Source organism: Vannielia litorea (assembly GCF_900142295.1).
GTDB classification, from domain to species: domain Bacteria; phylum Pseudomonadota; class Alphaproteobacteria; order Rhodobacterales; family Rhodobacteraceae; genus Vannielia; species Vannielia litorea.
The window spans coordinates 3,620,594-3,644,082 of record NZ_FSRL01000001.1 but is presented as its reverse complement, the minus strand read 5'-3'; the positions used below and the strand labels follow the sequence as shown (position 1 = coordinate 3,644,082).

The following is a 23,489-nucleotide window of genomic DNA, read 5'->3' as shown; positions in this document are numbered from 1 at the left end:
ATCGCCGCGGTCAGCGTCGTCTTCCCGTGGTCAACGTGCCCGATCGTCCCGATGTTCACGTGCGGTTTGTTGCGTTCGAACTTTTCCTTAGCCATGGTGGCCTCCTTGTCGTTGCGGGGGGTGCGCCGCCCGGGCGCACCCTACAGGTTGGGTCAGGCGTATTTGGCCTGGATCTCTTCGCTGATGTTCTGCGGCACCGGCTCGTAGTGGTCGAACTGCATGGTGAAGTTCGCCCGGCCCGAGGACATGGAGCGCAGGTTGTTGATGTAGCCGAACATGTTGGCCAGCGGCACGAAGGCGTTGATGACGTTCGCGTTGCCGCGGGTGTCCTGGCCCTGCACCATGCCGCGACGGCTGGTCAGGTCACCGATGATGCCGCCGGTGTACTCTTCCGGGGTGACAACCTCGACCTTCATGATCGGCTCGAGCAGCTTGGCGCCGGCCTTCTTGAGGCCTTCACGCATGCACATCCGCGACGCGATCTCGAACGCCAGAACGCTGGAGTCCACATCGTGGAACTTGCCGTCGATCAGCGCGACCTTGAAGTCGATCACCGGGAAGCCGGCGAGCGGACCGGAGTCCATGACCGACTTGATGCCCTTCTCGACGCCGGGGATGTATTCCTTCGGCACCGTGCCGCCGATGATGCGGCTCTCGAAGGAGTAGCCCTCGCCCGGCTCGGTCGGGGAGATGACCATCTTGACCTCGGCGAACTGGCCCGAACCACCCGACTGCTTCTTGTGGGTGTAGGTGTGCTCGACCTCGTGACCGATGGTCTCGCGGTAGGCCACCTGCGGGGCGCCGATGTTGGCCTCGACCTTGAACTCGCGCTTCATCCGGTCGACGAGAATGTCGAGGTGAAGTTCGCCCATGCCCTTCATGATGGTCTGGCCCGACTCGAGGTCGGTCTCGACGCGGAAGGACGGATCCTCGGCCGCCAGACGCTGCAGCGCCTGCGCCATCTTCTCCTGGTCGGCCTTGGTCTTCGGCTCGACGGCGATCTCGATCACCGGATCGGGGAAGGTCATGGTCTCGAGAACCACCTGCTTCTGGCTGTCGCAGAGCGTGTCGCCCGTGGTGGTTTCCTTCAGACCGGCCAGCGCGATGATGTCGCCGGCAAACGCCTCTTCGATCTCTTCCCGGTTGTTGGAGTGCATCATCATCATACGACCGATGCGCTCTTTCTTGCCCTTGGTCGAGTTGGTGATGCTGTCGCCCTTCTTCAGAACGCCGGAGTAGATCCGGGTGAAGGTGAGCGAGCCCACGAAGGGGTCGTTCATGATCTTGAACGCGAGGCCCGAGAAGGGCTCGGCGTCATCGGCCTTGCGGGCGATGTTGCGCTCTTCGTTCTCATCGTCGGGCGAGAAGCCCATGTAGGCGGGCACGTCGAGCGGGCCGGGGAGGAAGTCCACCACGGCGTTCAGGAGGGGCTGGACGCCCTTGTTCTTGAACGCGGAGCCGCCGAACACCGGCACGAAGCTCAGCGACAGGCAGCCCTTGCGGATCAGCTTGCGCAGGGTCTCCTCGTCGGGCTCCTCGCCCTCGAGGTAGGCTTCCATCGCGGCGTCGTCCATCTCGACGGCGGCCTCGATGAGGGTGCTGCGCCACTCTTCGGCGGTTGCCTTCAGGTCGTCACGGATCGGGCCGCGCTCCCAGGAGGCGCCCAGGTCTTCGCCCTTCCAGACCCACTCTTCCATGTGGATCAGGTCGACGATGCCCTCGAGCTGGTCTTCGGCACCGATCGGAAAGTTCACCGGGATCGGGGTCGCGCCGGTGCGGTCCTTGATCATCTTCACGCAGTTGAAGAAGTCGGCGCCGATCTTGTCCATCTTGTTGACGAACACGATGCGCGGAACCTTGTAGCGGTCGGCCTGGCGCCAGACGGTCTCGGTCTGGGGCTCCACGCCGGCGTTGCCGTCGAGCAGGCAGATCGCACCGTCGAGCACGGCCAGCGAACGCTCGACTTCGATGGTGAAGTCGACGTGGCCGGGGGTGTCGATGATGTTGAAGCGGAACTTGGTGTCGCTGGTGCCTTCGGAGGTCGGGTCGATCTGGCGCTGCCAGAAGGTGGTGGTCGCAGCCGACGTGATGGTGATCCCGCGCTCCTGCTCCTGCTCCATCCAGTCCATGGTCGCAGCACCGTCGTGCACTTCGCCGATCTTGTGCGACTTGCCGGTGTAGTAAAGGATACGCTCGGTCGTGGTGGTCTTGCCGGCGTCGATGTGCGCCATGATCCCGAAGTTACGGTAGCGCGTAAGGGGGTATTCGCGGGCCATTGGTGTGTCCTCAGGCTTGAGTGTTGGTTACCAGCGGTAGTGGCTGAACGCCTTGTTGGCATCGGCCATCTTGTGGGTGTCTTCGCGCTTCTTCACGGCGGTGCCACGAGATTGGACAGCGTCGATCAGCTCACCGGCCAGACGCTCTTCCATGGTGTTCTCGTTGCGGGCGCGAGAGGCGGCGATGAGCCAGCGGATGGCCAGCGCTTCGCGACGCTCGGGGCGCACTTCGACGGGCACCTGGTAGGTGGCGCCACCAACCCGGCGGGAGCGAACCTCGACCGACGGCTTGATGTTGTCGAGGGCCTCTTCGAACACCTCGATGGGCGACCGCTTCAGCTTGCTCTCAACCCGGTCGAGCGCGTTGTAGACGATGCGCTCGGCGACCGACTTCTTGCCGTCGATCATCAGGTTGTTCATGAATTTCGTCAGAACCTTGTCGCCGAATTTGGCGTCAGGCAGGACTTCGCGCTTCTCGGCAGCGTGACGACGGGACATTTGTGCTTCCTCTTACTTCGGACGCTTCGCGCCGTACTTCGAGCGGCGCTGCTTGCGGTCTTTGACGCCCTGGGTGTCGAGCACCCCGCGCAGGATGTGGTAACGAACGCCGGGAAGGTCTTTCACACGGCCGCCACGGATCAGGACAACGGAGTGCTCCTGAAGGTTGTGGCTCTCACCGGGAATGTAGCTGATGACCTCGTAGCCGTTGGTCAGGCGCACCTTGGCGACTTTCCGCATGGCCGAGTTCGGCTTCTTCGGCGTGGTGGTGTAGACGCGGGTGCAGACGCCCCGCTTCTGCGGGCAGCCTTCGAGGTGCTGCGACTTGGATCGTTTGACTTTCGGCTGCCGCGGCTTGCGGATCAGCTGTTGGATCGTGGGCATTCCGGTTTCCCCGTCTCGCTCGTTCGTTCATCTCTGGCGCGGGCTGTGCACCGCCCGGCGCCGGTTCAAGGCTCGCGAATGGCGGAACGCCAAACGCAAATACCGCTCCCGCTTCCTCTGCCGGAAACGACGCGGTGGAATCTCAGAGGATCGAGGCACATGCTGCCTGGATCGTGGCCACTTCGATTTTGATACGAGGACACAGTTGGGGCGGGCCCCGGCATCCCGTGAGCGCGGCGTATAGGGGGAGTCGGCGGGGCTGTCAACACCTCTGGGGGTTTGCAAGGCGGCTCGGGAACGAATGTGCCCCTCCCGGCGCGGAGATCAGCCAATAGCGCCGCGCCCTTGCCTCGCCACCCCGCGCCCCCTACCTTGCCGCCGGGGCCACATCCAGACCCGAAGGACCAGTCTCATCGTACAGATTCTCGGCATCTGCCGCTTCTCCTATCCCTGCTACGGCGGCTTCCGGCGGGAGCACGACACCATCCAGGACCGGATCGACTTTCTTTATGGCGAAGAGCGGCTGGAGGAGCGCTTCCGCTATTTCGAAACCTTCACTCTCCCCGGCCTGCGGTTGCAGACCGACGAGGATTTCAAGTTCGTCGTGCTGGCCGGCAACCAGCTCCCCAGGGCCTATGACGAGCGCCTGAAGGACCTGCTCGCCACCCTGCCCCAGGCCCGGCTGGTGCAATACGAGCCGCTCAACCACCGCGAGGCCTGCCTCAAGGCGATGCGGGAGCACATCGACCCCGATGGCGGCGTCTGCGGCCAGTTCCGTCTCGATGACGACGACGGGGTGAGCTACCGCTTCGTCGAGCGCTTCCGCGAGGCCTTCGACGACGGCCAGGGCATCATGAAGCGCGAGCACAAATTCGCCGTCGATTACAACCAGGGCTTCACCGTCTCCATCGACGAGACCGGCATCCGCGCCTGCGCCCAGCAGCGGCAGTACTGGACCCCGGCGCTCGGCGTCTATATCCGCCCCCACATCGACAAGACGGTCGTCCACTTCCGGCACGATACGATCTGGCGCCAGATGACCACCCTCACCTACACCGGCGAAGACATGTTCGTGCGCGGCCTCAACTCCACCAACGGCACGCCCTTCAAGAAGAAGGACTTCGAGGAGATGCTGCCGATCGAGGGCGAGGTGGCCCAGCGCCTGTCCAGGAGCTTCGGGATCACCGGGGAGGCGCTTGCGAAATTTCACGACGCCGAATCGAAAGCATCCGCTCGCGCAGGTAGGTGAAGAGCCCCGCCGCGATCACCACCGCCGAGCCGAAGAGCGTGAGCGGCCCGGGGAAATCGCCGAAGGCGATCAGCCCGAGGATCAGGGCCCAGACCAGGCCGGTGTAGCGGAACGGCGCGACAAACCCCATGTCGCCCACCCGCACCGCCGTGACCGAGAAGAGATAGGCAAAGAGGATCGACACGACCGAGCCGCCAAGCGCCAGCGCCGAGCCGCCGCTCACCGGCACCCAAGGCTCGAAGAGCGCCGCGAGCCCGGCCGCCGCGCCCACGCAGAAGGCGGTGACGGTGGCCACCGTCAGGGAGGGCAGCGCGCCGCTCATCTTGCGGGTCACCACGTCGCGGGCGACCACGGCCACCACCGCCGCCAGCGCCCAGATCGAGTAGCTGGTAAAGCCCTCGCCCCCCGGCTGCACGATCAGGAGCACCCCGGCAAAGCCCACCAGGATCGCCGACATCCGCCAGATCCCGATCGCCTCGCCAAAGAACAGGGCACCGGCCAGCGTCACCATGAGCGGCGCGGCCTGGAGGATCGCCGTCGCGTTGGCCAGCGGCATGTTGTAGAGCGCGGTGAGAAAGAACAGCGCCGCAAGGATCTCGGCAATGCTGCGCAGCGCCAGCAGCCCCGCGTCGCGCCCCGCCATCCGGAACCGAAGCGCCCCGCGCGACAAGGCCAGAAGCGCCAGCAGCGGGGTCACCCCCGCGCCGCGCAGGAACACGGTCTGCATCAGCGGAAGGTCGTCGGCCAGCGACTTGATGAAGGTATCGTTGACGGTGAAGGCCGCCATCGAGGCGGTCATCAGCACCGCGCCACGGAGGTTTTCGGACAGCTCTGCCATGCTGCCAGCGGTAGGAGGATTGTGTGACAAGCGCAAGCATTCTCCACCGCCCCGCTGGCGGTGCGCTCACGCGCCGGGGGAAGGCCCGCAGCCCCTGCCCCTGTGGGGCCGCTGAAGGCGCGCCTTACTTCAGCTGGCTGTCCTTCGAGCCGCGCCGGTTGATGCCGCCCCGCGCCTCGTAGCGCCCATCGCGCTCCTGCTGGCAGTCGATGCAGAGCTTCACGCCCGGAATCGCCAGCCGCCGCTTCTCGGGGATCTCCTCCTCGCATTCGGCGCAATGGGTCAGGCTCTCGCCCTGCGGGCCGCCCCTCGCCCGCATCCGCTGAAGCTCGTCGCTGATCGAGGCCTCGATCTGCTCGCTCACCGCCCCGTCCTTCGCCCATCCACCGGCCATGCCTGCACTCCTTTCGACTCGATAAAGGTAATCCCCCGCGTTACCCGTGCAAGCCCCGCCGCCCTCGCCGGTCTTCCTCGGGCCCGACCCGCGGGCCTCCCGCCTTCCCGCCCCAAGCACGGCTTTGCAAACCCGACCCCGGCGCTATCTCCTCCCCCGTGAGCGATGTTCTGACCTTTACCGAGAGCGGCATTTATTGCCCCGCCGGCGACTTCCACATCGACCCGTGGCGCCCCGTGCCCCGGGCGCTGATCACCCACGGCCATTCCGACCATGCCCGCCCCGACATGGGGCGCTACCTCGCCACCGAGGCTGCGGCACCTGTCATGCGCCACCGGCTCGGCGAGGCGGCCCGGATCGACACCATCGCCTACGGAGAGACGCGCCGGATCGGCGAGGCGGCCGTGTCGTTCCACCCGGCGGGCCATGTGCCGGGATCGGCCCAGATCAGGGTCGAGGTCAAGGGGCAGGTCTGGGTCGCGTCCGGCGACTACAAGACGGTGGATGACGGGTTGTCCGAACCCTTCGAGCCCGTGCGCTGCCATGCCTTCATCACCGAAAGCACCTTCGGCCTGCCGGTCTTCAAATGGACCCCGCAAGACATCCTCGCACAACAGCTCAACGCGTGGTGGGCGGCCAATGCGGCGGCCGGGCGGCCCTCGATCCTCGAAGCCTACGCCCTCGGCAAGGCGCAGCGGCTGATGCGCAGCGTGGACCCGAGCATCGGCCCGATCCTGACCGTCACCGCCGTGGAGAACACCAACGCCGTCCTGCGCGCACAGGGCACCGCCCTGCCCGACACCACCCAGATCACCGAGGATGTCTCCGACACGTCGCACCCCGGCGCGCTCATCATCGCCACGCCGGGCAGCACCAGCCAGAACTGGGCGCGGCGGTTTCGCAACGGGGCCTCCGCCTTTGCCTCGGGCTGGATGGCCCTGCGTGGCGTGCGCCGGCGACGCGGCACCGATCGCGGCTTCATCGTGTCGGATCACGCCGACTGGGAGGGGCTGAATGCCGCCATTGCGAGCACCGGCGCCGAGCGCGTCTTCGTCACCCACGGCTACACCGGGCCCTTCGCGCGGTACCTGGCCGAACAGGGCTATGACGCGCATGTGGTGTCGAGCGACTACGGCGGCGAGGATGCGGAGGAGGCCGGATGAAACAGTTCGCAACCCTCTACGCCCGTGTGGACGAGAGCACCAGGACCACCACCAAGGTCGCCGCGCTGGCCGACTACCTTGCCAGCGCCCCCGACACCGACCGCCTGTGGACCATCGCCCTCTTCACCGGCCGCCGCCCCAAGCGTGTGATCTCCACCACCAGGCTGCGCCTCTGGGCAGCGGAGGTTGCCGGCCTGCCCGACTGGCTCTTCGACGAGAGCTATCACGTCGTCGGCGACCTCGCCGAAACCATCAGCCTCGTCCTGCCCGAGCCGGCCGCCCCGCAGGAGCACAGCCTGACCCACTGGATCGAGACGCTGCAACACCTCTCGACGCTGGACGACGACGCGCGCCGGGCTGGCATCATCGCCGCATGGGATGCGCTGGTGCCCGATCAACGCTTCCTGTTCACCAAGTTGCTGACAGGTGGCTTCCGCGTCGGGGTCAGCGCCAGGCTCATGACGCGGGCTCTGGCGCAGGTGACGGGGCAGGACGAGACCACGCTGACCCACAAGCTCATGGGCAACTGGACCCCGCAAACCACCACCTGGGACGCCCTGATCGAGGCGGAAGACCCGATGGCCGACCTCTCCCGCCCCTTCCCCTTCTACCTGGCGCACCCGGTCGATGATCCGCAGGATCTGGGCCCCCCGGCCGAGTGGCACGCCGAGCGCAAGTGGGATGGCATCCGCGGGCAAGTCATCCTGCGCGGCGGCGAGCATCACATCTGGTCGCGGGGCGAAGACCTGATGACCGATCGCTTCCCCGAACTGGCCGGGCTGCGCGATCACCTGCCCGAGGGCACCGTGATCGACGGCGAGATCCTCGCCTTTGCCAAGGAGGCTCCGCTCAACTTCAACGCCCTGCAAAAGCGGATCGGGCGCAAGACCGTGCCGAAGAAGCTGCTCACCGAGGCCCCGGTCATCCTGATGGCCTACGACCTCCTGGAGCACGACGGGCAGGACATCCGCCAGACCCCCTTCGAGCAGCGCCGGGCCGCGCTCACTAACCTGCTGACCGATGTCCCCGCCGAGGCCCCCATCCGGCTCTCCCCCGAGGTACCGTTCCAAAGCTGGGAGACCCTCGCCGCCGAACGCGCCACCTCCCGCGACCACAGTGCCGAAGGCCTGATGATCAAGCGCCGCGCCAGCCCCTACCTTTCGGGGCGCAAGCGCGGCGACTGGTGGAAATGGAAGATCGACCCGCTGACCATCGACGCGGTGATGATCTACGCCCAGCCGGGCAGCGGGCGGCGGGCCAACCTCTTCACCGACTACACCTTCGCGGTCTGGAACGGCAACGAGCTCACCCCTTTCACCAAGGCCTACTCCGGCCTGACCGACGCCGAGTTTCGCAAGATCACCGCCTGGGTGCGCAAGAACACGCAAGCCAAGTTCGGCCCCGTGCGGCAGGTGACGCCCCACCACGTCTTCGAGATCGCCTTCGAGGGCATCCAGGCCTCGCCGCGCCACAAGTCCGGTGTCGCCCTGCGGTTTCCGCGCATGCTGCGCTGGCGCACCGACAAGCCCGCCTCGGAGGCGAACACGCTCGCCGACCTGAAGGAGATGCTGGCGACCTACGGCTAGAACCGGGCCGCCCCGGATCACCGCCCAAAGCAAAGGGGCCCCGCATCGCTGCGAGACCCCTTTGTTGTTTCTTGCAACCGGAGTTACCGGCTCTCGGGCGTCTCCACCAGGGTGTCGAACTCGCCGCCACCCACGATGTCGTCGTCCATCGGCGCGGCCAGCGCGGCCGCGGCTTCCGCCTCGGCCTGGCGCGCGTCGATCACCTTCTGGTCGCGCTCGGTGGCGATGCGGCGCACCTTCTGGGTCGCACCACCGGTGCCCGCCGGGATCAGGCGGCCCACGATGATGTTCTCCTTCAGGCCCACGAGCTTGTCGCGCTTGCCCTGAACGGCGGCCTCGGTGAGCACGCGGGTCGTTTCCTGGAACGACGCGGCCGAGACAAAGCTGCGGGTCTGGAGCGAAGCCTTGGTGATCCCGAGCAGGATCGGCTCGCCCTGGGCCTCGCGGCCCCCCTTCTTCACAGCCTTCTCGTTGGCGGCGTCGAACTCGGCCTTGTCCACGTGTTCGCCCTTCAGCAGCGTGGTGTCGCCGCTGTCGAGGATCTCCCACTTCTGGAGCATCTGCCGGACGATGACCTCGATGTGCTTGTCGTTGATCTTCACGCCCTGAAGGCGATAGACGTCCTGCACCTCGTCGATCATGTACTCGGCCAGAGCCTCGACACCCATGATGCTCAGGATGTCATGCGGCGCCGGGTTGCCGTCCATGATGTAGTCACCCTTCTGCACGAAGTCGCCTTCCTGCACCGGGATGTGCTTGCCCTTGGGCACCATGTACTCCACCGGCTCCAGGCTCTCGTCGCCAGGAACAATCGCGATACGGCGCTTGTTCTTGTAGTCGCGGCCGAACTTCACGTAGCCGTCGATCTCGGCGATGATCGCGTGGTCCTTGGGGCGGCGGGCTTCGAAGAGTTCGGCCACACGCGGCAGACCGCCGGTGATGTCCTTCGTCTTTGCGCCTTCCCGCGGGATACGCGCCACAACGTCACCGGCCTTCACCTCCTGCTGGTCCTCGACCGACAGGATGGCGTCCACCGACATCGGATAGGTCACCGGGTTGCCCGCATCGTTGCGGACCGGCTCGCCATCCTCGCCCACGATCAGGATCTCGGGCTTCAGCTCGTTGCCCTTCGGCGCAGTCCGCCAGTCGATCACGATCTTCTGGGTCATGCCGGTGGCATCGTCGGTCTCGTCCTTCACGGCGATGCCGGTGGTGAGGTCGACGAACTTGGCGGTACCGGCCTTCTCGGCGATGATCGGCAGGGTGTAGGGGTCCCATTCGTAGAGCTTGTCGCCGCGAGCAACCTTCTGCCCGTCGGTCACGAAGACCTTGGTGCCGTAGGTCACCTTGTGGCTGGCGCGCTCGGTGCCGTTCTCGTCGATGATCGCGAGCTGCATGTTGCGGCCCATGACGATCTGCTCGCCCGCCTCGTTCTTGAGGAGGTTGGCGTTGCGCAGCTCGACGGTGCCTTCCTGCGAGGCTTCCTGGAACGACTGCTGGCCACCCTGGGCCACACCGCCGATGTGGAAGGTCCGCATGGTCAGCTGGGTGCCGGGCTCACCGATCGACTGGGCGGCGATGATGCCGACGGCCTCGCCGGTGTTGACCATGGTGCCGCGGGCAAGGTCGCGCCCGTAGCACATGGCGCAAACGCCCTCTTCCGCCTCGCAGGTCAGCGGCGACCGCATGCGCACGGTGGCGACATTGGCCTGCTCGACGATGTCGGCCTTGCGCTCGTCGATCAGCTCGTTGCGCGCCACCAGCACCTCTTCGGTGCCGGGATGGATGATATCCTCGGCCGCGACACGGCCCAGGATGCGCTCGGCCAGCGAACTCACCACCTCGCCGTCGTTGACGGCGGCGGCAGCGGTGATCGCCCGCTCGGTGCCGCAGTCGTGCTGACGGATGATGCAGTCCTGCGCCACGTCCACCAGGCGGCGGGTCAGGTAGCCCGAGTTCGCCGTCTTCAGAGCGGTGTCCGACAGACCCTTCCGGGCGCCGTGGGTGGAGTTGAAGTACTCCAGCACGGTCAGGCCTTCCTTGAAGTTCGAGATGATCGGCGTCTCGATGATCTCGCCCGAGGGCTTGGCCATCAGGCCGCGCATCCCGCCGAGCTGCTTCATCTGCGTGACCGAACCCCGGGCACCGGAGTGGGCCATCATGTACACCGAGTTCGGCTCCGCTTCGGCACCGTTCTCGTCCTTCTTGGCGGCAGAGATGGTCTCCATCATGGCGTCGGTGACCCGGTCGTTACACTTCGACCAGGCATCGACCACCTTGTTGTACTTTTCGCCCTGGGTGATCAGGCCGTCCATGTACTGCTGCTCGAAGTCCTTCACCTGCTCGCGGGTGTCGTCCACGATGGTCCACTTGTTGTCGGGGATCACCATGTCGTCCTTGCCGAAGCTGATGCCGGCGCGGAAGGCCTCCTTGAAGCCCATGCTCATGATCTGGTCGCAGAAGATGACCGATTCCTTCTGGCCGCAGTAGCGGTAGACGGTATCGATGACCTGCTGCACTTCCTTCTTGCGGAGGAGGCGGTTGACCAGGTCGAACGGGGCCTTGGTGTTGAGCGGCAGCAGCGCGCCGAGGCGCACGCGGCCCGGCGTGGTGTCGAACCGCCGGTAAACCTCGTTGCCCTCGTCGTCGATCTGCTTCACGCGGGCCTTGATCTTGGCGTGCAGATGCACCTCGCCGGCGTTCAGCGCGTGCTCCACTTCCTCGACCGAGCCGAAGATCATGCCTTCGCCCTTCATGCCCTCGCGCTCCATCGTGATGTAATAGAGACCAAGGATCATGTCCTGCGACGGCACGATGATCGGCGCGCCGTTGGCGGGCGACAGCACGTTGTTCGTGGACATCATCAGAACGCGGGCTTCCAGCTGGGCTTCCAGCGAGAGCGGCACGTGCACGGCCATCTGGTCACCGTCGAAGTCGGCGTTGAACGCCGAGCAGACGAGCGGGTGCAGCTGGATCGCCTTGCCTTCGATCAGGATCGGCTCGAAGGCCTGGATCCCGAGGCGGTGCAGCGTGGGCGCGCGGTTCAGCAGAACCGGGTGCTCGCGGATCACCTCGTCGAGGATGTCCCACACCTCGGGGCGCTCCTTTTCCACCAGCTTCTTCGCCTGCTTCACGGTGCTGGAGAGGCCCTTGGCCTCCAGCCGCGAGTAGATGAAGGGCTTGAACAGCTCGAGCGCCATCTTCTTCGGGAGGCCGCACTGGTGCAGCTTCAGCTCGGGGCCGGTCACGATGACCGAACGGCCCGAGAAGTCCACGCGCTTGCCGAGAAGGTTCTGGCGGAACCGGCCCTGCTTGCCCTTGAGCATGTCCGAGAGCGATTTCAGCGGGCGCTTGTTGGCCCCGGTGATGGTGCGTCCACGGCGACCGTTGTCGAAGAGCGCATCGACCGACTCCTGCAGCATCCGCTTCTCGTTGCGGATGATGATGTCGGGCGCGCGCAGCTCGATCAGGCGCTTCAGACGGTTGTTCCGGTTGATGACCCGGCGGTAGAGGTCGTTCAGGTCGGAGGTCGCGAAGCGGCCACCGTCCAGCGGCACCAGCGGGCGCAGCTCGGGCGGGATCACCGGGATCACGGTGAGCACCATCCACTCGGGGCGGTTGCCCGATTCCAGGAAGCTCTCGACGATCTTCAGACGCTTGATGATCTTCTTGGGCTTCAGCTCGCCGGTGGCCTCCTTGAGGTCGGCGCGCAGCTGCTCGGCCTCGGACTCGAGGTCGATCTGGGCCAGCATCTCGCGGATCGCCTCGGCACCGATGTTCGCCGAGAAGGCGTCCATGCCGTAGGCGTCCTGGGCGTCCATGTACTCTTCTTCGGTCATCAGCTGACCGTAGGTGAGATCGGTGAGGCCCGGCTCGATGACGACGTAGTTCTCGAAGTAGAGGATCCGCTCGAGGTCACGCAGGGTCATGTCCAGCATGAGGCCGATCCGGGAGGGGAGCGACTTCAGAAACCAGATGTGCGCGACCGGCGCGGCCAGCTCGATGTGGCCCATGCGCTCGCGGCGGACCTTCTGCAGCGTGACTTCCACGCCGCATTTCTCGCAGACGACGCCGCGATACTTCATCCGCTTGTACTTGCCGCAGAGGCACTCGTAGTCCTTGATCGGCCCGAAGATCCGGGCGCAGAACAGGCCGTCGCGCTCGGGCTTGAACGTCCGGTAGTTGATCGTCTCGGGTTTCTTGATCTCACCGAAAGACCAAGAGAGAATCCGCTCGGGCGAGGCGAGCGAGACCTTGATCTCGTCAAACACCTTCGGCGGGGTGAGCGGGTTGAACGGGTTGTTCGTCAGTTCCTGGTTCATCTAGTTACCTTTCCTCGTCGGAGGTGCGGGTTTTGAAGAATATTTGATTTCTGTGCATGTCTGCGGACCCGTGGAGTAGTATTTCCGAGCTCTCAACGTCGCCGCTTTCATCTAGCCAGACCGTCCATTCGATGGAGCAACCGTTCTCGTACATGTCATTTCCCAGATCGGTCACGAAGACCTCCCTAGCGGGAAATGCGGTTGGATTTGATAGCTCTGCGTCATGCCGAAGATCATCGGCCCACACTTCAGTCCTTTCAAACCCTGCCTTCGAGACGATCGCACCACCAAATGGCACAATCCTTTTCATTTATTCCTCGCCCTCCGCGTCCAGGAGTTCCATGTTCAGGCCGAGGCCGCGGACTTCCTTCACGAGCACGTTGAAGCTCTCGGGAATGCCCGCCTCGAAGTTGTCCTCGCCCTTGACGATCGACTCATAGACCTTGGTCCGGCCGGCCACGTCGTCCGACTTGACCGTGAGCATCTCCTGCAGGGTGTAGGCAGCGCCATAGGCTTCCAGCGCCCAGACCTCCATTTCCCCGAAACGCTGACCGCCGAACTGGGCCTTGCCGCCCAGCGGCTGCTGGGTGACCAGGCTGTAGGGGCCGGTCGAGCGGGCGTGGATCTTGTCGTCCACCAGGTGATGCAGCTTCAGCAGGTACTTTATGCCGACGGTGACCGAGCGGGCAAACTGCTCGCCGGTCCGGCCATCGAACAGCACCGACTGGCCGCTCTCGTTGAAGCCCGCACGCCGGAGCGCATCGTTCACGTCATGCTCCTTGGCCCCGTCAAAGACCGGCGTGGCGATCGGAACGCCGCGGGTGATGTTGCCCGCCGCCTCCACCAGCAGACCTTCGTCGAGCGCCTTCAGGTGCTCTTCATAGGCCTCCTCGCCATAGGCGATCTTCATCGCGTCGCGGACCGGGGTCATGTCGCCCGAGCGGCGATATTCGCCGAGCGCCTCGTCCACCTGGATGCCGAGCCCGCGAGAGGCCCAGCCCATGTGGGTTTCGAGGATCTGACCCACGTTCATCCGGCTGGGCACGCCCAGCGGGTTGAGCACGAAGTCGACCGGCGTGCCGTCGCCCAGGAAGGGCATGTCTTCCACGGGGACCACGCGGGAGATAACCCCCTTGTTCCCGTGCCGACCGGCCATCTTGTCGCCCGGCTGAAGCTTGCGCTTCACGGCGATGAAGACCTTGACCATCTTCATCACGCCCGGGGGCAGATCGTCGCCGCGGCGGACCTTCTCGACCTTGTCTTCGAAGCGGGCATCTAGCACGCGCTTCTGCGCCTCGTACTGCTCGTGCAGCGCCTCGACCATCTGCGCCTCGGCCTCGTCGCCCAGGGCGAGCTGCCACCACTGACCCTTGCTGAGGGCTTCGAGGAGCTCCTCGTCGATGGTCGCGTTGGCCTTCACGCCTTTCGGGCCTTTCACGGCCACCTTGCCCAGGATCATGTCCTTCAGGCGGGCGTAGATGTTGCGGTCGAGGATCGCGAGCTCGTCGTCCCGGTCGCGGGCGAGGCGCTCGACCTCTTCGCGCTCGATCTGAAGCGCCCGCTCGTCCTTCTCCACGCCGTGGCGGTTGAAGACGCGCACTTCCACCACCGTGCCGAAGTCGCCCGGCGGCAGGCGGAGCGAGGTGTCGCGCACGTCGCTGGCCTTCTCGCCGAAGATCGCGCGCAGCAGCTTCTCTTCCGGGGTCATCGGGCTCTCGCCCTTGGGCGTGATCTTGCCCACCAGAATGTCACCGGGGCCGACCTCGGCACCGATGTAGACGATCCCGGCCTCGTCGAGGTTGCGCAGGGCTTCCTCGCCGACGTTGGGGATGTCACGGGTAATCTCCTCCGGCCCGAGCTTGGTATCCCGCGCGGCGACCTCGAACTCCTCGATGTGAATCGAGGTGAACACGTCATCCTTGGCGATGCGCTCGGAGATGAGGATGGAGTCCTCGTAGTTGTAGCCGTTCCACGGCATGAAGGCGACGACCACGTTCTTGCCGAGCGCCAGCTCGCCCATGTCGGTCGAGGGGCCATCGGCGATGACCTCGCCCTTCACCACGGTGTCGCCCACCTTCACCAGCGGACGCTGGTTGATGCAGGTGTTCTGGTTCGACCGCTGGAACTTGCGCAGACGGTAGATGTCCACGCCCGGATCGCCCGGCTCGAGGTCTTCGGTGGCCCGCACGACGATCCGCTGGGCATCGACCTGGTCGATGACCCCGCCGCGGAACGCCTGGATGGCGGCGCCCGAGTCGATGGCGACCTTGCGCTCGATCCCGGTGCCGACCAGCGGCGCCTCGGCCTGCAGCAGCGGCACGGCCTGCTTCTGCATGTTCGAGCCCATCAGCGCGCGGTTGGCGTCGTCGTTCTCGAGGAAGGGGATCAGCGAGGCGGCAACCGAAACCAGCTGTTTCGGCGACACGTCGATGAGGTCGACCATCTCGTTGGGCGCGAGGGTGTATTCGCCCGACTGGCGGGTGTTCACCATCTCGTTCACGAACTTGCCGTTCTCGTCGAGCGAGGCGTTGGCCTGGGCCACGGTGTGGCGCATCTCCTCGGTGGCCGACATGTAGTGCACTTCGTCGGTCACCTGGCCGTTCTTCACCCGGCGATACGGGGTCTCGATGAAGCCGTACTTGTTGACCCGCGCAAAGCTGGCGAGGTTGTTGATGAGGCCGATGTTCGGGCCTTCCGGCGTCTCGATCGGGCACATCCGGCCGTAGTGGGTCGGGTGCACGTCGCGCACCTCGAAGCCGGCACGCTCGCGGGTCAGGCCGCCCGGGCCAAGCGCCGAGAGCCGGCGCTTGTGGGAGACTTCCGAGAGCGGGTTGGTCTGGTCCATGAACTGGCTGAGCTGCGAGGAGCCGAAAAACTCGCGCACCGCGGCAGCGGCGGGCTTGGCGTTGATCAGGTCCTGCGGCATGACCGTGTCGATCTCGACCGACGACATGCGCTCCTTGATCGCCCGCTCCATGCGGAGCAGACCCACGCGGTACTGGTTTTCCATCAGCTCGCCGACCGAGCGCACCCGGCGGTTGCCGAGGTGGTCGATGTCGTCGATGTCGCCCTTGCCGTCGCGCAGCTCCACCAGAGCCTTGATGCAGGCCACGATGTCCTCGCGGCGCAGCGTGCGGTGGGTGTCGGGCGCGTCGAGATCGAGGCGCATGTTCATCTTCACCCGGCCCACGGCGCTGAGGTCGTAGCGCTCGGAGTCGAAGAAAAGGCTGTCGAACAGGGTGCTGGCGGCTTCGACCGTGGGCGGCTCGCCCGGACGCATGACGCGATAGATATCCATGAGCGCGGTGTTGCGGTTCATGTTCTTGTCGGCGGCCATGGTGTTGCGGATGTAGGCACCCACGTTGATGCCGTCGATGTCGAGCACCGGAATCTCGGTGATGCCCGCGTCGATCAGCTCCTTCAGGGTGCCGCCGGTCACGTCGCCGTCCTTGTCGGTCTCCCAGGTCAGCTCGTCGCCGGCTTCCACGTAGATGGCGCCGGTGTCCTCGTTGATGATGTCCTTGGCCACGAAGCGGCCCACGATCCGGTCGAAGGGCACCAGCAGCTCGGTGATCTGGCCCTCGTCGATGATCTTCTTCACCGCACGGGGGGTCACCTTCTTGCCGGCCTCGAACACGACTTCGCCGGTCTTGGCGTCGACGAGGTCATAGGCAGGCCGCGTGCCACGGATCCGCTCGGGGAAGAACTTGGTCACCCAGCCCTTGTTCTTCTTCAGCGAGTAGCCGACCGTGTCGTAATAGGCGTCCATGATCGCCTCCTGGTCCAGCCCGAGGGCATAGAGCAGGGTGGTCACGGGCAGCTTCCGGCGCCGGTCGATCCGCGCGAAGACGATGTCCTTGGCGTCGAACTCGAAGTCCAGCCAGGAGCCGCGGTAGGGAATGATCCGGCATGCGAAGAGCAGCTTGCCGCTGGCGTGGGTCTTGCCCTTGTCGTGGTCGAAGAACACGCCGGGCGAGCGGTGCATCTGGCTGACGATCACGCGCTCGGTGCCGTTCACCACGAAGGTGCCGTTGGGCGTCATCAGGGGCATGTCGCCCATGAACACGTCCTGTTCCTTGATGTCCTTCACCGACTTGGCGCCGGTATCCTCGTCCACATCGAACACGATGAGCCGCAGGGTCACCTTCAGCGGGGCGCTGTAGGTCATGTCGCGCTGCTGGCACTCTTCCACGTCGTACTTCGGCTTCTCCAGCTCGTATTTCACGAACTCGAGCACCGCGGTCTCGTTGAAATCCTTGATCGGAAAGACGCCCTGGAAGACGCCCATGATGCCTTCGCCGTCGGCCGGCGCAGGCTGATCGCCCGATTTCAGGAACAGGTCGTAGGAGGATTTCTGAACCTCGATGAGGTTCGGCATCTCCAGAACTTCGCGGATTTTGCCGTAGTACCGGCGGAAACGTTTGTGGCCGAGGAGGGTCGTCGCCATCTGGTCGTATACCTTTCGTCTGTCGCCGCGCACATCCCGCCGGGGCACCGGGAGGGCGGCTCACGAATGAAGGTGCGTCCGGGATCCATACCTGCCCACCGTCCCACCGGTGAGCGCCCGATCCGTACGAACACGCCTTGGAAAATCCCTCTCGTTTCCGAGGGACTTGCCGAGACGCATTAGGCTGGACCCGGTTTTTCCCGGGTCCAGCCAGTTCTTCAGGCTGCCGTCCGCATCGGACGGCGACCGATCACTTGAGCTCGATCTCGGCGCCAGCGGCTTCGAGTTTCGCCTTGATGTCGTCGGCTTCGGCTTTGGAGACCTGCTCCTTGACAGCCTTGCCACCGGCTTCCACCAGCTCCTTGGCCTCTTTCAGGCCCAGGCCGGTGATGGCGCGGACTTCCTTGATCACGTTGATCTTCTGAGCGCCGGCGCTCTTGAGGATCACGTCGAACTCGGTCTTTTCCTCGGCAGCCGCACCGGCGTCGCCGCCGGCAGCCGGACCGGCCATCATCACAGCGCCGCCAGCGGCGGGCTCGATGCCGTACTCGTCCTTGAGGATGGTTTTCAGTTCCTGGGCTTCGAGAAGGGTCAGACCCACGATCTCTTCAGCAAGTTTCTTCAGATCAGCCATTTTTCGCTTTCCGTCTGTCTAGATGTGTTCCAACGCGAGGTGTTCAACCCCTACGCGGCTCTCATTCGTTGCCTTACGCAGCTTTCTCTTCGATGGTCGAAAGAATGCTGGCGATATTCGAAGCAGGCGCGCCAATGGCACCGGCGATGTTGGAAGCGGGTGCACCGATGCAGCCCACGATGGAAGCAATGAGCTCCTCGCGGCTGGGCATCTGCGCAACGGCCTTCACACCGTCGACGTCCAGAGCGGTCTCACCCATCGCGCCGCCGAGGATCTCGAGCTTCGAGTTGTCCTTGGCGAACTTGTCCACGACCTTGGCCGCAGCCACGGGGTCTTCGGAGTAGGTGAGCACGGTCATACCCGTCAGAAGATCGGCGATGCTGGCGCAAGGCTTCCCTTCCAGGGCGATCTTGGCGAGCTTGTTCTTGGCGACGCGGACCGACCCGCCAGCTTCACGCATACGCGCGCGCAGGTCCTGCATCTCGGCAACCGTGAGACCCTCGTAGTGGGAGACCACAACGACGCCAGAGCTTTCGAAAATCTGGCCGAGTTCCTCGACCACTTTCTCTTTCTGGGCTCTATCCACAGTTTCACTCCAATTTGGGCAGGGTCATCCCCGCCCGGCTCATTTTTGCCGGCCAGGGCCGACACTCAGGTCCGTGTTACGGGGCTGAAGCCAAGTCCGCCCGAGAGATGCCTCGCGGGAAAACCAGTTCTGACCCGTCTCGGGCAGGAAATTAAGGCACTCGGACGAGCGCCACCCACCGTCTTGGACGAAACGCAAAACAGCGCACGACGAATCGCACGCTGGCTTGCAGGGGCCTCTCTAGTTGCTGCATCCGCGAAGGGCAAGGGCGCAGGGCTCACGTGCGGGTGATTTTCCGCCCCCCCCGGCCCCGGCGCGCCCCGCGGGATGGCGGGTGGGGTGTCGCGCGGCAGCGCGCACGTCACCCCGTCATCCCCTCACATGGCCGTGACCTGCCGGATCTTGGCCATCGCGCTCTCCAGCTCCTCCTGGTATCGGATCGGCTCGAAGAAGTTGCCACGATCGTCGAACAGCAGCACGAAGGCCGAGTGGTCCATCGTGTAGTCGCCCCCCTCCAGCGGCACCTTCGAGGCGTAGACCCGAAAGGCCCGGATCGCCTTGTCGATCTCATCGCGGCTGCCCGACACGCCCACCACGTCGGGCACCCAGCCCACGTAATCGGCCATCATTTCTACCGTGTCCCGCTCCGGGTCCACAGTGACGAAGTAGGTGCGAAGCGGGTCCTCGCCCGCGTCGGCCAGCTCTGCCTGCCACCGGTCGATGTCCGACAGCGTCGTCGGGCAGACCTCGGGGCAATGGGCAAAGCCGAAGAACACTGCCGTCGGCGCGCCGCGCAGGGTGTCTTCAGTAAAGGGCTGCCCGTCGGTGCCCGCGAGCACGTAGTCGCCATGCCCGAGGTCGATCCCCACCTCCTCGTCAAGCGCAGGCGCGACAAATGCAAACCAGACCGTCGCAAGGAGGGCCAGCCCGGCCAGCCCCCCCCGCGAAGATCGCCGCCGTCTTCGACCGCAGCATCAGTTGCCCTCATGCCCGGAGTGGCCATGCCCGCCGTGGGCGTGCCCGCCCGCGCCGATCTCGTCGCGCGGCTTCACGGGGAAGGTCACGACCACCTTGCCGGCGTCGCGGAACTCCAGCTCCACCTCGGCGCTGGTGCCCGCCTCCATCGGCCCGGCCAGATCCATGAACATGATGTGATAGCCGCCCGGCTTCAGCGTCACCGTCTCCCCGGCGGGGACGGCCAAGCCCTCGGCCAGCGCGCGCATCTTCATCACATCGCCCTCCATCGCCATCTCGTGCACCTCGATGCGACCGGCAACGGCTGAGCTGGCACCTACCAGCACGTCATCCTCCGCCCCGGTGTTGGTGATGGTCACAAAGCCCCCGGCCACCGGCTGGTTGGGCAGGGTCGCAGCGGCGGCAGGCGCGGTGATCTCGAGCGCGCCGAGGGTGACCTTGTCGGCCATGCCATGACCCGCGTGGCCGGCATGGGCATGGGCATCGGCCCCGTCCGCCGCCACCAGCGTCAGCTTGGGCGCGGGGTTGGGCACATCGGGGGCGCCGCTGGTGTCGGTCCAGTCGGCCACGCCATTGGCGCAGGTCTGCACGGCAGGGAAGTAGATCACCTCGCCCCCGTCGAACTGCTTGCCCACCGATCCGCGAAGCACGAACTCGTCGTAATGCGCGTCGGCCAGGTCGCCGCCGCTCCACACCACCGCACGAACGCCCTCGGTCATCATCGTTCCGTGGTTGTCATAGGGGGTTTCGTAGGCGCCAATCTCCGTCTCCAGCGCCCAGCCCGGCTTGGGCATCGGCTTCACGGCATAGAACCCTTCGGGGATCTCGATCCGCACCGTATGGGTCGCCTCGCCTTCGCAGCCGTGGGGCACGCGCAGGGTGATCTTGGTCGTCGCCCCCACCGTGGCCTCTGCCTGTTCGAGGGTGGCATGGGCATGGGCCGTCGCGGCCATGAGGGTCAGGCCGCAGGCGGCCAGAAAGCTGTGGTTCAGCATGTGTCAGTCTCCATGAGAATCCGGGCACGGGACCATCCCGCGCCGCGTGTCAGTCGGTTGGATTGCTCAGGAGAGGCGCGGCGGTCCGCGCGTGCTGTGGTGGGAGAAGATATGCTGCGGCCCGTGCAGGAGGTCGCTACCCCGCGTCTCGGGCATCACCCGGGCCAGCCGCTGCACCGCGTCGGGCGCGGCAAGCCGGGGCGCCTCGGGCAGCTTGTGGCAGAACGGGCAGTGCCAGGCATGGCCCGCGTCTACAGGGCCGCAGAGGTCATCCGCCGTCACGCCCAGCGCCCGCAGCTCGGCCACGGCGAACGCATCTTCCGAGGGCGGCCCCATGTGATGCGCCGAAACGGCCCCCATGACCGCCAGCATCAAGGCTGCGGCCCAGGCGATCACTGTCTGACGAAACCCGGCGCTCATGCCTGTTCCATGCCCGATCCGCACGCCGGAGGGAGGCGGCCGTTCTGCCGCATCCCCCCGGTATTGCGCGCTCAGGTCAGCTCGCGCGCGGTGATCGTGTAGACAAAGGCATCCGGCGCCAGCTCGTCCAGCCGCTCGCCGCCAATTTCCGCCTGCGGATACATCAGGAAAGGCAGCGGCGCGTCATCCGCCGCGCCCGGCAGCACCACGTCATGCGCGGTGTTCAGGCACAGCCAGTTGCCCTCCGCCGCGCCGAAAAGCCCGCGCCGCGCGTCCTGCACCTTGGCGTCCGCCAGGCTCAGGCCGCCGTCTTCCTGGAGCACCACCTTGCGCACGTCCGCCGGATCGGCGGGCACCCAGCCCGTGCCTTCCACGAACACTTCCGCCCGGCAATGCTGCGCGCCGGTCACGTTCTCCGAGCCCGCGCCAAGCGCCCTGTAGCCGAAGTCCGAGGGCGCCACCCGCAGCCCGTAGAGGTCGCGCGCGGGCAGGCCGGCGGCACGGCAAAGGCCGACGAAGAGCGCGTTGAGATCGGCGCATTTGCCGGTGAGGTCGCCCATGTGCAGCATCGAGGCAATGTCGCCCAGCCCGCAGCCGCGCGTCTCGGGGTTGCGCTCGGTGCTCTCCACCACCCAGTCGTAGATCGCGCGGGCCTTCTCGAGGTCGCCCGCCCTGCCCGCCACGATCCCCTGCGCCGTCTCCAGCACGATCCCGTCGGTCGGCAGCAGCTCGGTCGGCGCGGTCAGCTCGGCGCGCTCTGCCCCGGTGAGCGTGGCTCCCGTGCTGGCCTCCAGCGCGACCGACCGGCTGCGCGTCGCCACCCGGCTCGTCACCTCCAGCACCGCCGGGCCCTCGCCCGCCGCCCAGCGCGCCTGCACGAAGGCCGTGCCCTCGCCCTCGACCAGCTTCACCTCGTCGGCATTGTTCACCCAGAGGTTCCGGTCCGGCACCGTCCAGGTGTCGTCCCGGTGCGACGGCACCGGCACCCAGGCCTGCGCCGTCTTGCCGCCGCGCGGCAGCTCCACGCGGGTGACGATCTCGAAGGTCCGCCACGCGCCCGCCTGCGGGGCATACCCTGCCCACAGCCCGCGCGGGGCCATCGCCACCAGCGCCGCCGCGCCGCCACTTGCCAGAACTCTGCGCCGTCCGATCATCCGTCTGCCTCCGGTTTGTTGCGCGGCTGGCTATAGGCAGCCCGCCCTGTCCGCGCAAGCCTCGGTCATCCTTGTCAGATACCACTCAGCGCCGCCCTGGTCGGGCGTCCCGAAGTCCTTCTGCGGATAGAACTCGCGCCACGGCTTGGCCTCCTCGATGGCCCGCGCCGCCGATCCTGCGCTCCGGTCCCGGCATCCCCGTCCCGCCGTCGCCAACGAAAAGGGGCGAGCCAACCGGCCCGCCCCTCTGTATCCGCTTGCGTCAGGCTCAGTTGCCCAGCGCGTTGTCCACCTCGATGCTGACGCCCGGGCCCATGGTCGAAGAGATCGCGATCTTCTTCATGTAGGTGCCCTTGGCGCCGGTCGGCTTGGCCTTGGAGACGGCGTCCACGAAGGCGCGCACGTTCTCGACCAGCTTGGCCTCGTCGAAGGAGGCCTTGCCGATGCCCGCGTGCACCACGCCGGCCTTCTCGGCCTTGAACTGGACCTCACCGCCCTTGGCGGCTTCGACGGCCTCTTTCACGTCCATCGTCACCGTGCCGACCTTGGGGTTCGGCATCAGGTTGCGCGGGCCGAGCACCTTGCCCAGACGGCCGACGATCGGCATCATGTCGGGGGTGGCGATGCAGCGATCGAAGTCGATCTTGCCGCCCTGGACGATCTCCATCAGGTCCTCTGCGCCCACGATGTCGGCGCCGGCCTTCTTGGCCTCTTCGGCCTTGTCGCCCCGGGCGAAGACGGCAACGCGCACGTCCTTGCCGGTGCCGTTCGGCAGGCTGACCTTGCCGCGCACCATCTGGTCGGCGTGACGCGGGTCGACCCCGAGGTTCATGGCGATCTCGACGGTCTCGTCGAACTTGGCCTTGGCGTTGCCCTTCACCAGGGCGACGGCCTCTTCCACGCTCAGGTCGTGCTTGCCTTCAAAGGCCTCACGGGCGGCGGCGGTGCGTTTTCCGAGTTTTGCCATCTTACTTCACCTCGATGCCCATGGATTTCGCCGAGCCGAGAATGATCTGCATCGCGCCTTCGATGTCGTTGGCGTTCAGATCCTTCATCTTGGCTTCCGCAATCTCGCGCACCTGGGCCACCGTCACGGTGCCCACGGTCTCGCGCGAGGGGGTCTTGGCCCCGGATTTCACCTTCGCGGCCTTCTTCAGGTAGTAGGACGCCGGCGGCGTCTTGATTTCCATCGAGAAGGACTTGTCCTGGTAGTAGGTGATCACGGTCGGGCAGGGCGCACCCGGCTCCATCTCCTGCGTCTTGGCGTTGAACGCCTTGCAGAATTCCATGATGTTGATGCCGCGCTGGCCCAGCGCCGGGCCGACCGGCGGGGAGGGGTTGGCCTGTCCGGCCTTCACCTGCAGCTTCATCTTGCCGGCAATCTTCTTTGCCATTCCTGGCTCTCCTTTGCTCAACGGCGCCCCAACGCGATGGGCCGCCTTCATGTTGACGTGGTCCGGCTTGGCGCCCGCGAGCGCCGCCCCTCCCACGCGATTCGGCCCCGCCAGAACGACGGGGGACGAAGGAAGCCGCTCCATAGGCCCTTTTCCAGCTTCCGTCAAACCCCA

At 65.9% G+C, this 23,489-nt stretch carries 20 protein-coding genes; 3 read left to right on the top strand and 17 right to left on the bottom strand.

Annotated elements, in window-relative coordinates; genetic code table 11:
- The 4 genes from BUR94_RS17795 to rpsL all read right to left on the bottom strand — a co-directional run.
- A partial coding sequence (locus BUR94_RS17795; protein ID WP_034866829.1) for a GTP-binding protein occupies nt 1-95 on the bottom strand: 95 nt, incomplete at its 3' end.
- Nucleotides 96-152: 57 nt separating this feature from the next.
- Complete coding sequence (fusA, locus tag BUR94_RS17790) at nt 153-2,276, bottom strand: elongation factor G (protein ID WP_074257496.1); 2,124 nt, start codon at nt 2,274-2,276, stop codon at nt 153-155.
- A 27-nt stretch (nt 2,277-2,303) separates the two neighbouring features.
- Complete coding sequence (rpsG, locus tag BUR94_RS17785; protein ID WP_074257495.1) at nt 2,304-2,774, bottom strand: 30S ribosomal protein S7; 471 nt, start codon at nt 2,772-2,774, stop codon at nt 2,304-2,306.
- Between the two features lie 12 nt (nt 2,775-2,786).
- Nucleotides 2,787-3,158, bottom strand: coding sequence for a 30S ribosomal protein S12 (gene rpsL / locus BUR94_RS17780; RefSeq protein WP_074257494.1), 372 nt, complete (start codon nt 3,156-3,158; stop codon nt 2,787-2,789).
- Nucleotides 3,159-3,459: 301 nt separating this feature from the next.
- On the opposite strand from rpsL, the gene BUR94_RS17775 reads away from it, so the two are divergent.
- Complete coding sequence (locus BUR94_RS17775) at nt 3,460-4,407, top strand: glycosyltransferase (protein WP_074257493.1); 948 nt, start codon at nt 3,460-3,462, stop codon at nt 4,405-4,407.
- Here the strand turns inward: BUR94_RS17775 and BUR94_RS17770 are convergent.
- Entirely contained in the window at nt 4,340-5,245 is a 906-nt protein-coding gene (locus tag BUR94_RS17770; RefSeq protein ID WP_074257492.1) for a DMT family transporter, read from the bottom strand. The two genes, BUR94_RS17775 and BUR94_RS17770, sit on opposite strands and share 68 nt — an antisense overlap.
- Before the next feature lie 124 nt (nt 5,246-5,369).
- On the bottom strand, nt 5,370-5,639 hold the full coding sequence (locus BUR94_RS17765) for a DksA/TraR family C4-type zinc finger protein (RefSeq protein ID WP_074257491.1): 270 nt from the start codon (nt 5,637-5,639) through the stop codon (nt 5,370-5,372).
- A 158-nt stretch (nt 5,640-5,797) separates the two neighbouring features.
- Here BUR94_RS17765 and BUR94_RS17760 point away from each other — a divergent pair, with 158 nt between their 5' ends.
- Entirely contained in the window at nt 5,798-6,802 is a 1,005-nt protein-coding gene (locus BUR94_RS17760; RefSeq protein WP_074257490.1) for a ligase-associated DNA damage response exonuclease, read from the top strand.
- Nucleotides 6,799-8,388 carry an ATP-dependent DNA ligase gene (locus BUR94_RS17755; protein ID WP_074257489.1) on the top strand — a complete coding sequence of 530 codons (1,590 nt, stop codon included), beginning with the start codon at nt 6,799-6,801 and terminating at the stop codon, nt 8,386-8,388. Before BUR94_RS17760 ends, BUR94_RS17755 begins: the two co-directional genes overlap by 4 nt.
- 83 nt (nt 8,389-8,471) lie before the next feature.
- Here BUR94_RS17755 and rpoC read toward each other — a convergent pair whose 3' ends face one another.
- The 11 genes from rpoC to rplK all read right to left on the bottom strand — a co-directional run bounded on the left by rpoC (nt 8,472) and on the right by rplK (nt 23,315).
- Nucleotides 8,472-12,710 carry a DNA-directed RNA polymerase subunit beta' gene (gene rpoC, locus BUR94_RS17750; protein ID WP_074257488.1) on the bottom strand — a complete coding sequence of 1,413 codons (4,239 nt, stop codon included), beginning with the start codon at nt 12,708-12,710 and terminating at the stop codon, nt 8,472-8,474.
- A 4-nt stretch (nt 12,711-12,714) separates the two neighbouring features.
- Nucleotides 12,715-13,020 carry a hypothetical protein gene (locus BUR94_RS20530; protein WP_139301307.1) on the bottom strand — a complete coding sequence of 102 codons (306 nt, stop codon included), beginning with the start codon at nt 13,018-13,020 and terminating at the stop codon, nt 12,715-12,717.
- Nucleotides 13,021-17,157, bottom strand: coding sequence for a DNA-directed RNA polymerase subunit beta (gene rpoB / locus BUR94_RS17745; protein ID WP_074257487.1), 4,137 nt, complete (start codon nt 17,155-17,157; stop codon nt 13,021-13,023).
- 250 nt (nt 17,158-17,407) lie between these two features.
- The gene (gene rplL / locus BUR94_RS17740) at nt 17,408-17,791 is read right to left on the bottom strand and encodes a 50S ribosomal protein L7/L12 (protein WP_074257486.1); all 384 of its coding nucleotides are present in this window, start codon (nt 17,789-17,791) and stop codon (nt 17,408-17,410) included.
- Between the two features lie 73 nt (nt 17,792-17,864).
- Nucleotides 17,865-18,377, bottom strand: a complete 513-nt coding sequence (gene rplJ / locus BUR94_RS17735) for a 50S ribosomal protein L10 (RefSeq protein WP_074257485.1) — start codon at nt 18,375-18,377, stop codon at nt 17,865-17,867.
- Between the two features lie 377 nt (nt 18,378-18,754).
- Nucleotides 18,755-19,246, bottom strand: a complete 492-nt coding sequence (locus BUR94_RS17730) for an SCO family protein (protein ID WP_245794530.1) — start codon at nt 19,244-19,246, stop codon at nt 18,755-18,757.
- A gap of 105 nt (nt 19,247-19,351) precedes the next feature.
- Nucleotides 19,352-20,347, bottom strand: a complete 996-nt coding sequence (locus BUR94_RS17725; protein ID WP_074257483.1) for a DUF1775 domain-containing protein — start codon at nt 20,345-20,347, stop codon at nt 19,352-19,354.
- Between the two features lie 66 nt (nt 20,348-20,413).
- On the bottom strand, nt 20,414-20,767 hold the full coding sequence (locus BUR94_RS17720; RefSeq protein ID WP_074257482.1) for a hypothetical protein: 354 nt from the start codon (nt 20,765-20,767) through the stop codon (nt 20,414-20,416).
- Nucleotides 20,768-20,838: 71 nt separating this feature from the next.
- A complete protein-coding gene (locus tag BUR94_RS17715; RefSeq protein WP_074257481.1) occupies nt 20,839-21,921 on the bottom strand; it encodes a transglutaminase-like domain-containing protein in 1,083 nt (360 codons plus the stop codon).
- A gap of 268 nt (nt 21,922-22,189) precedes the next feature.
- Nucleotides 22,190-22,888, bottom strand: a complete 699-nt coding sequence (rplA, locus tag BUR94_RS17710) for a 50S ribosomal protein L1 (RefSeq protein WP_074257480.1) — start codon at nt 22,886-22,888, stop codon at nt 22,190-22,192.
- Between the two features lies 1 nt (nt 22,889).
- A complete protein-coding gene (gene rplK, locus BUR94_RS17705; RefSeq protein WP_074257479.1) occupies nt 22,890-23,315 on the bottom strand; it encodes a 50S ribosomal protein L11 in 426 nt (141 codons plus the stop codon).
- Nucleotides 23,316-23,489: the final 174 nt, after the last annotated feature.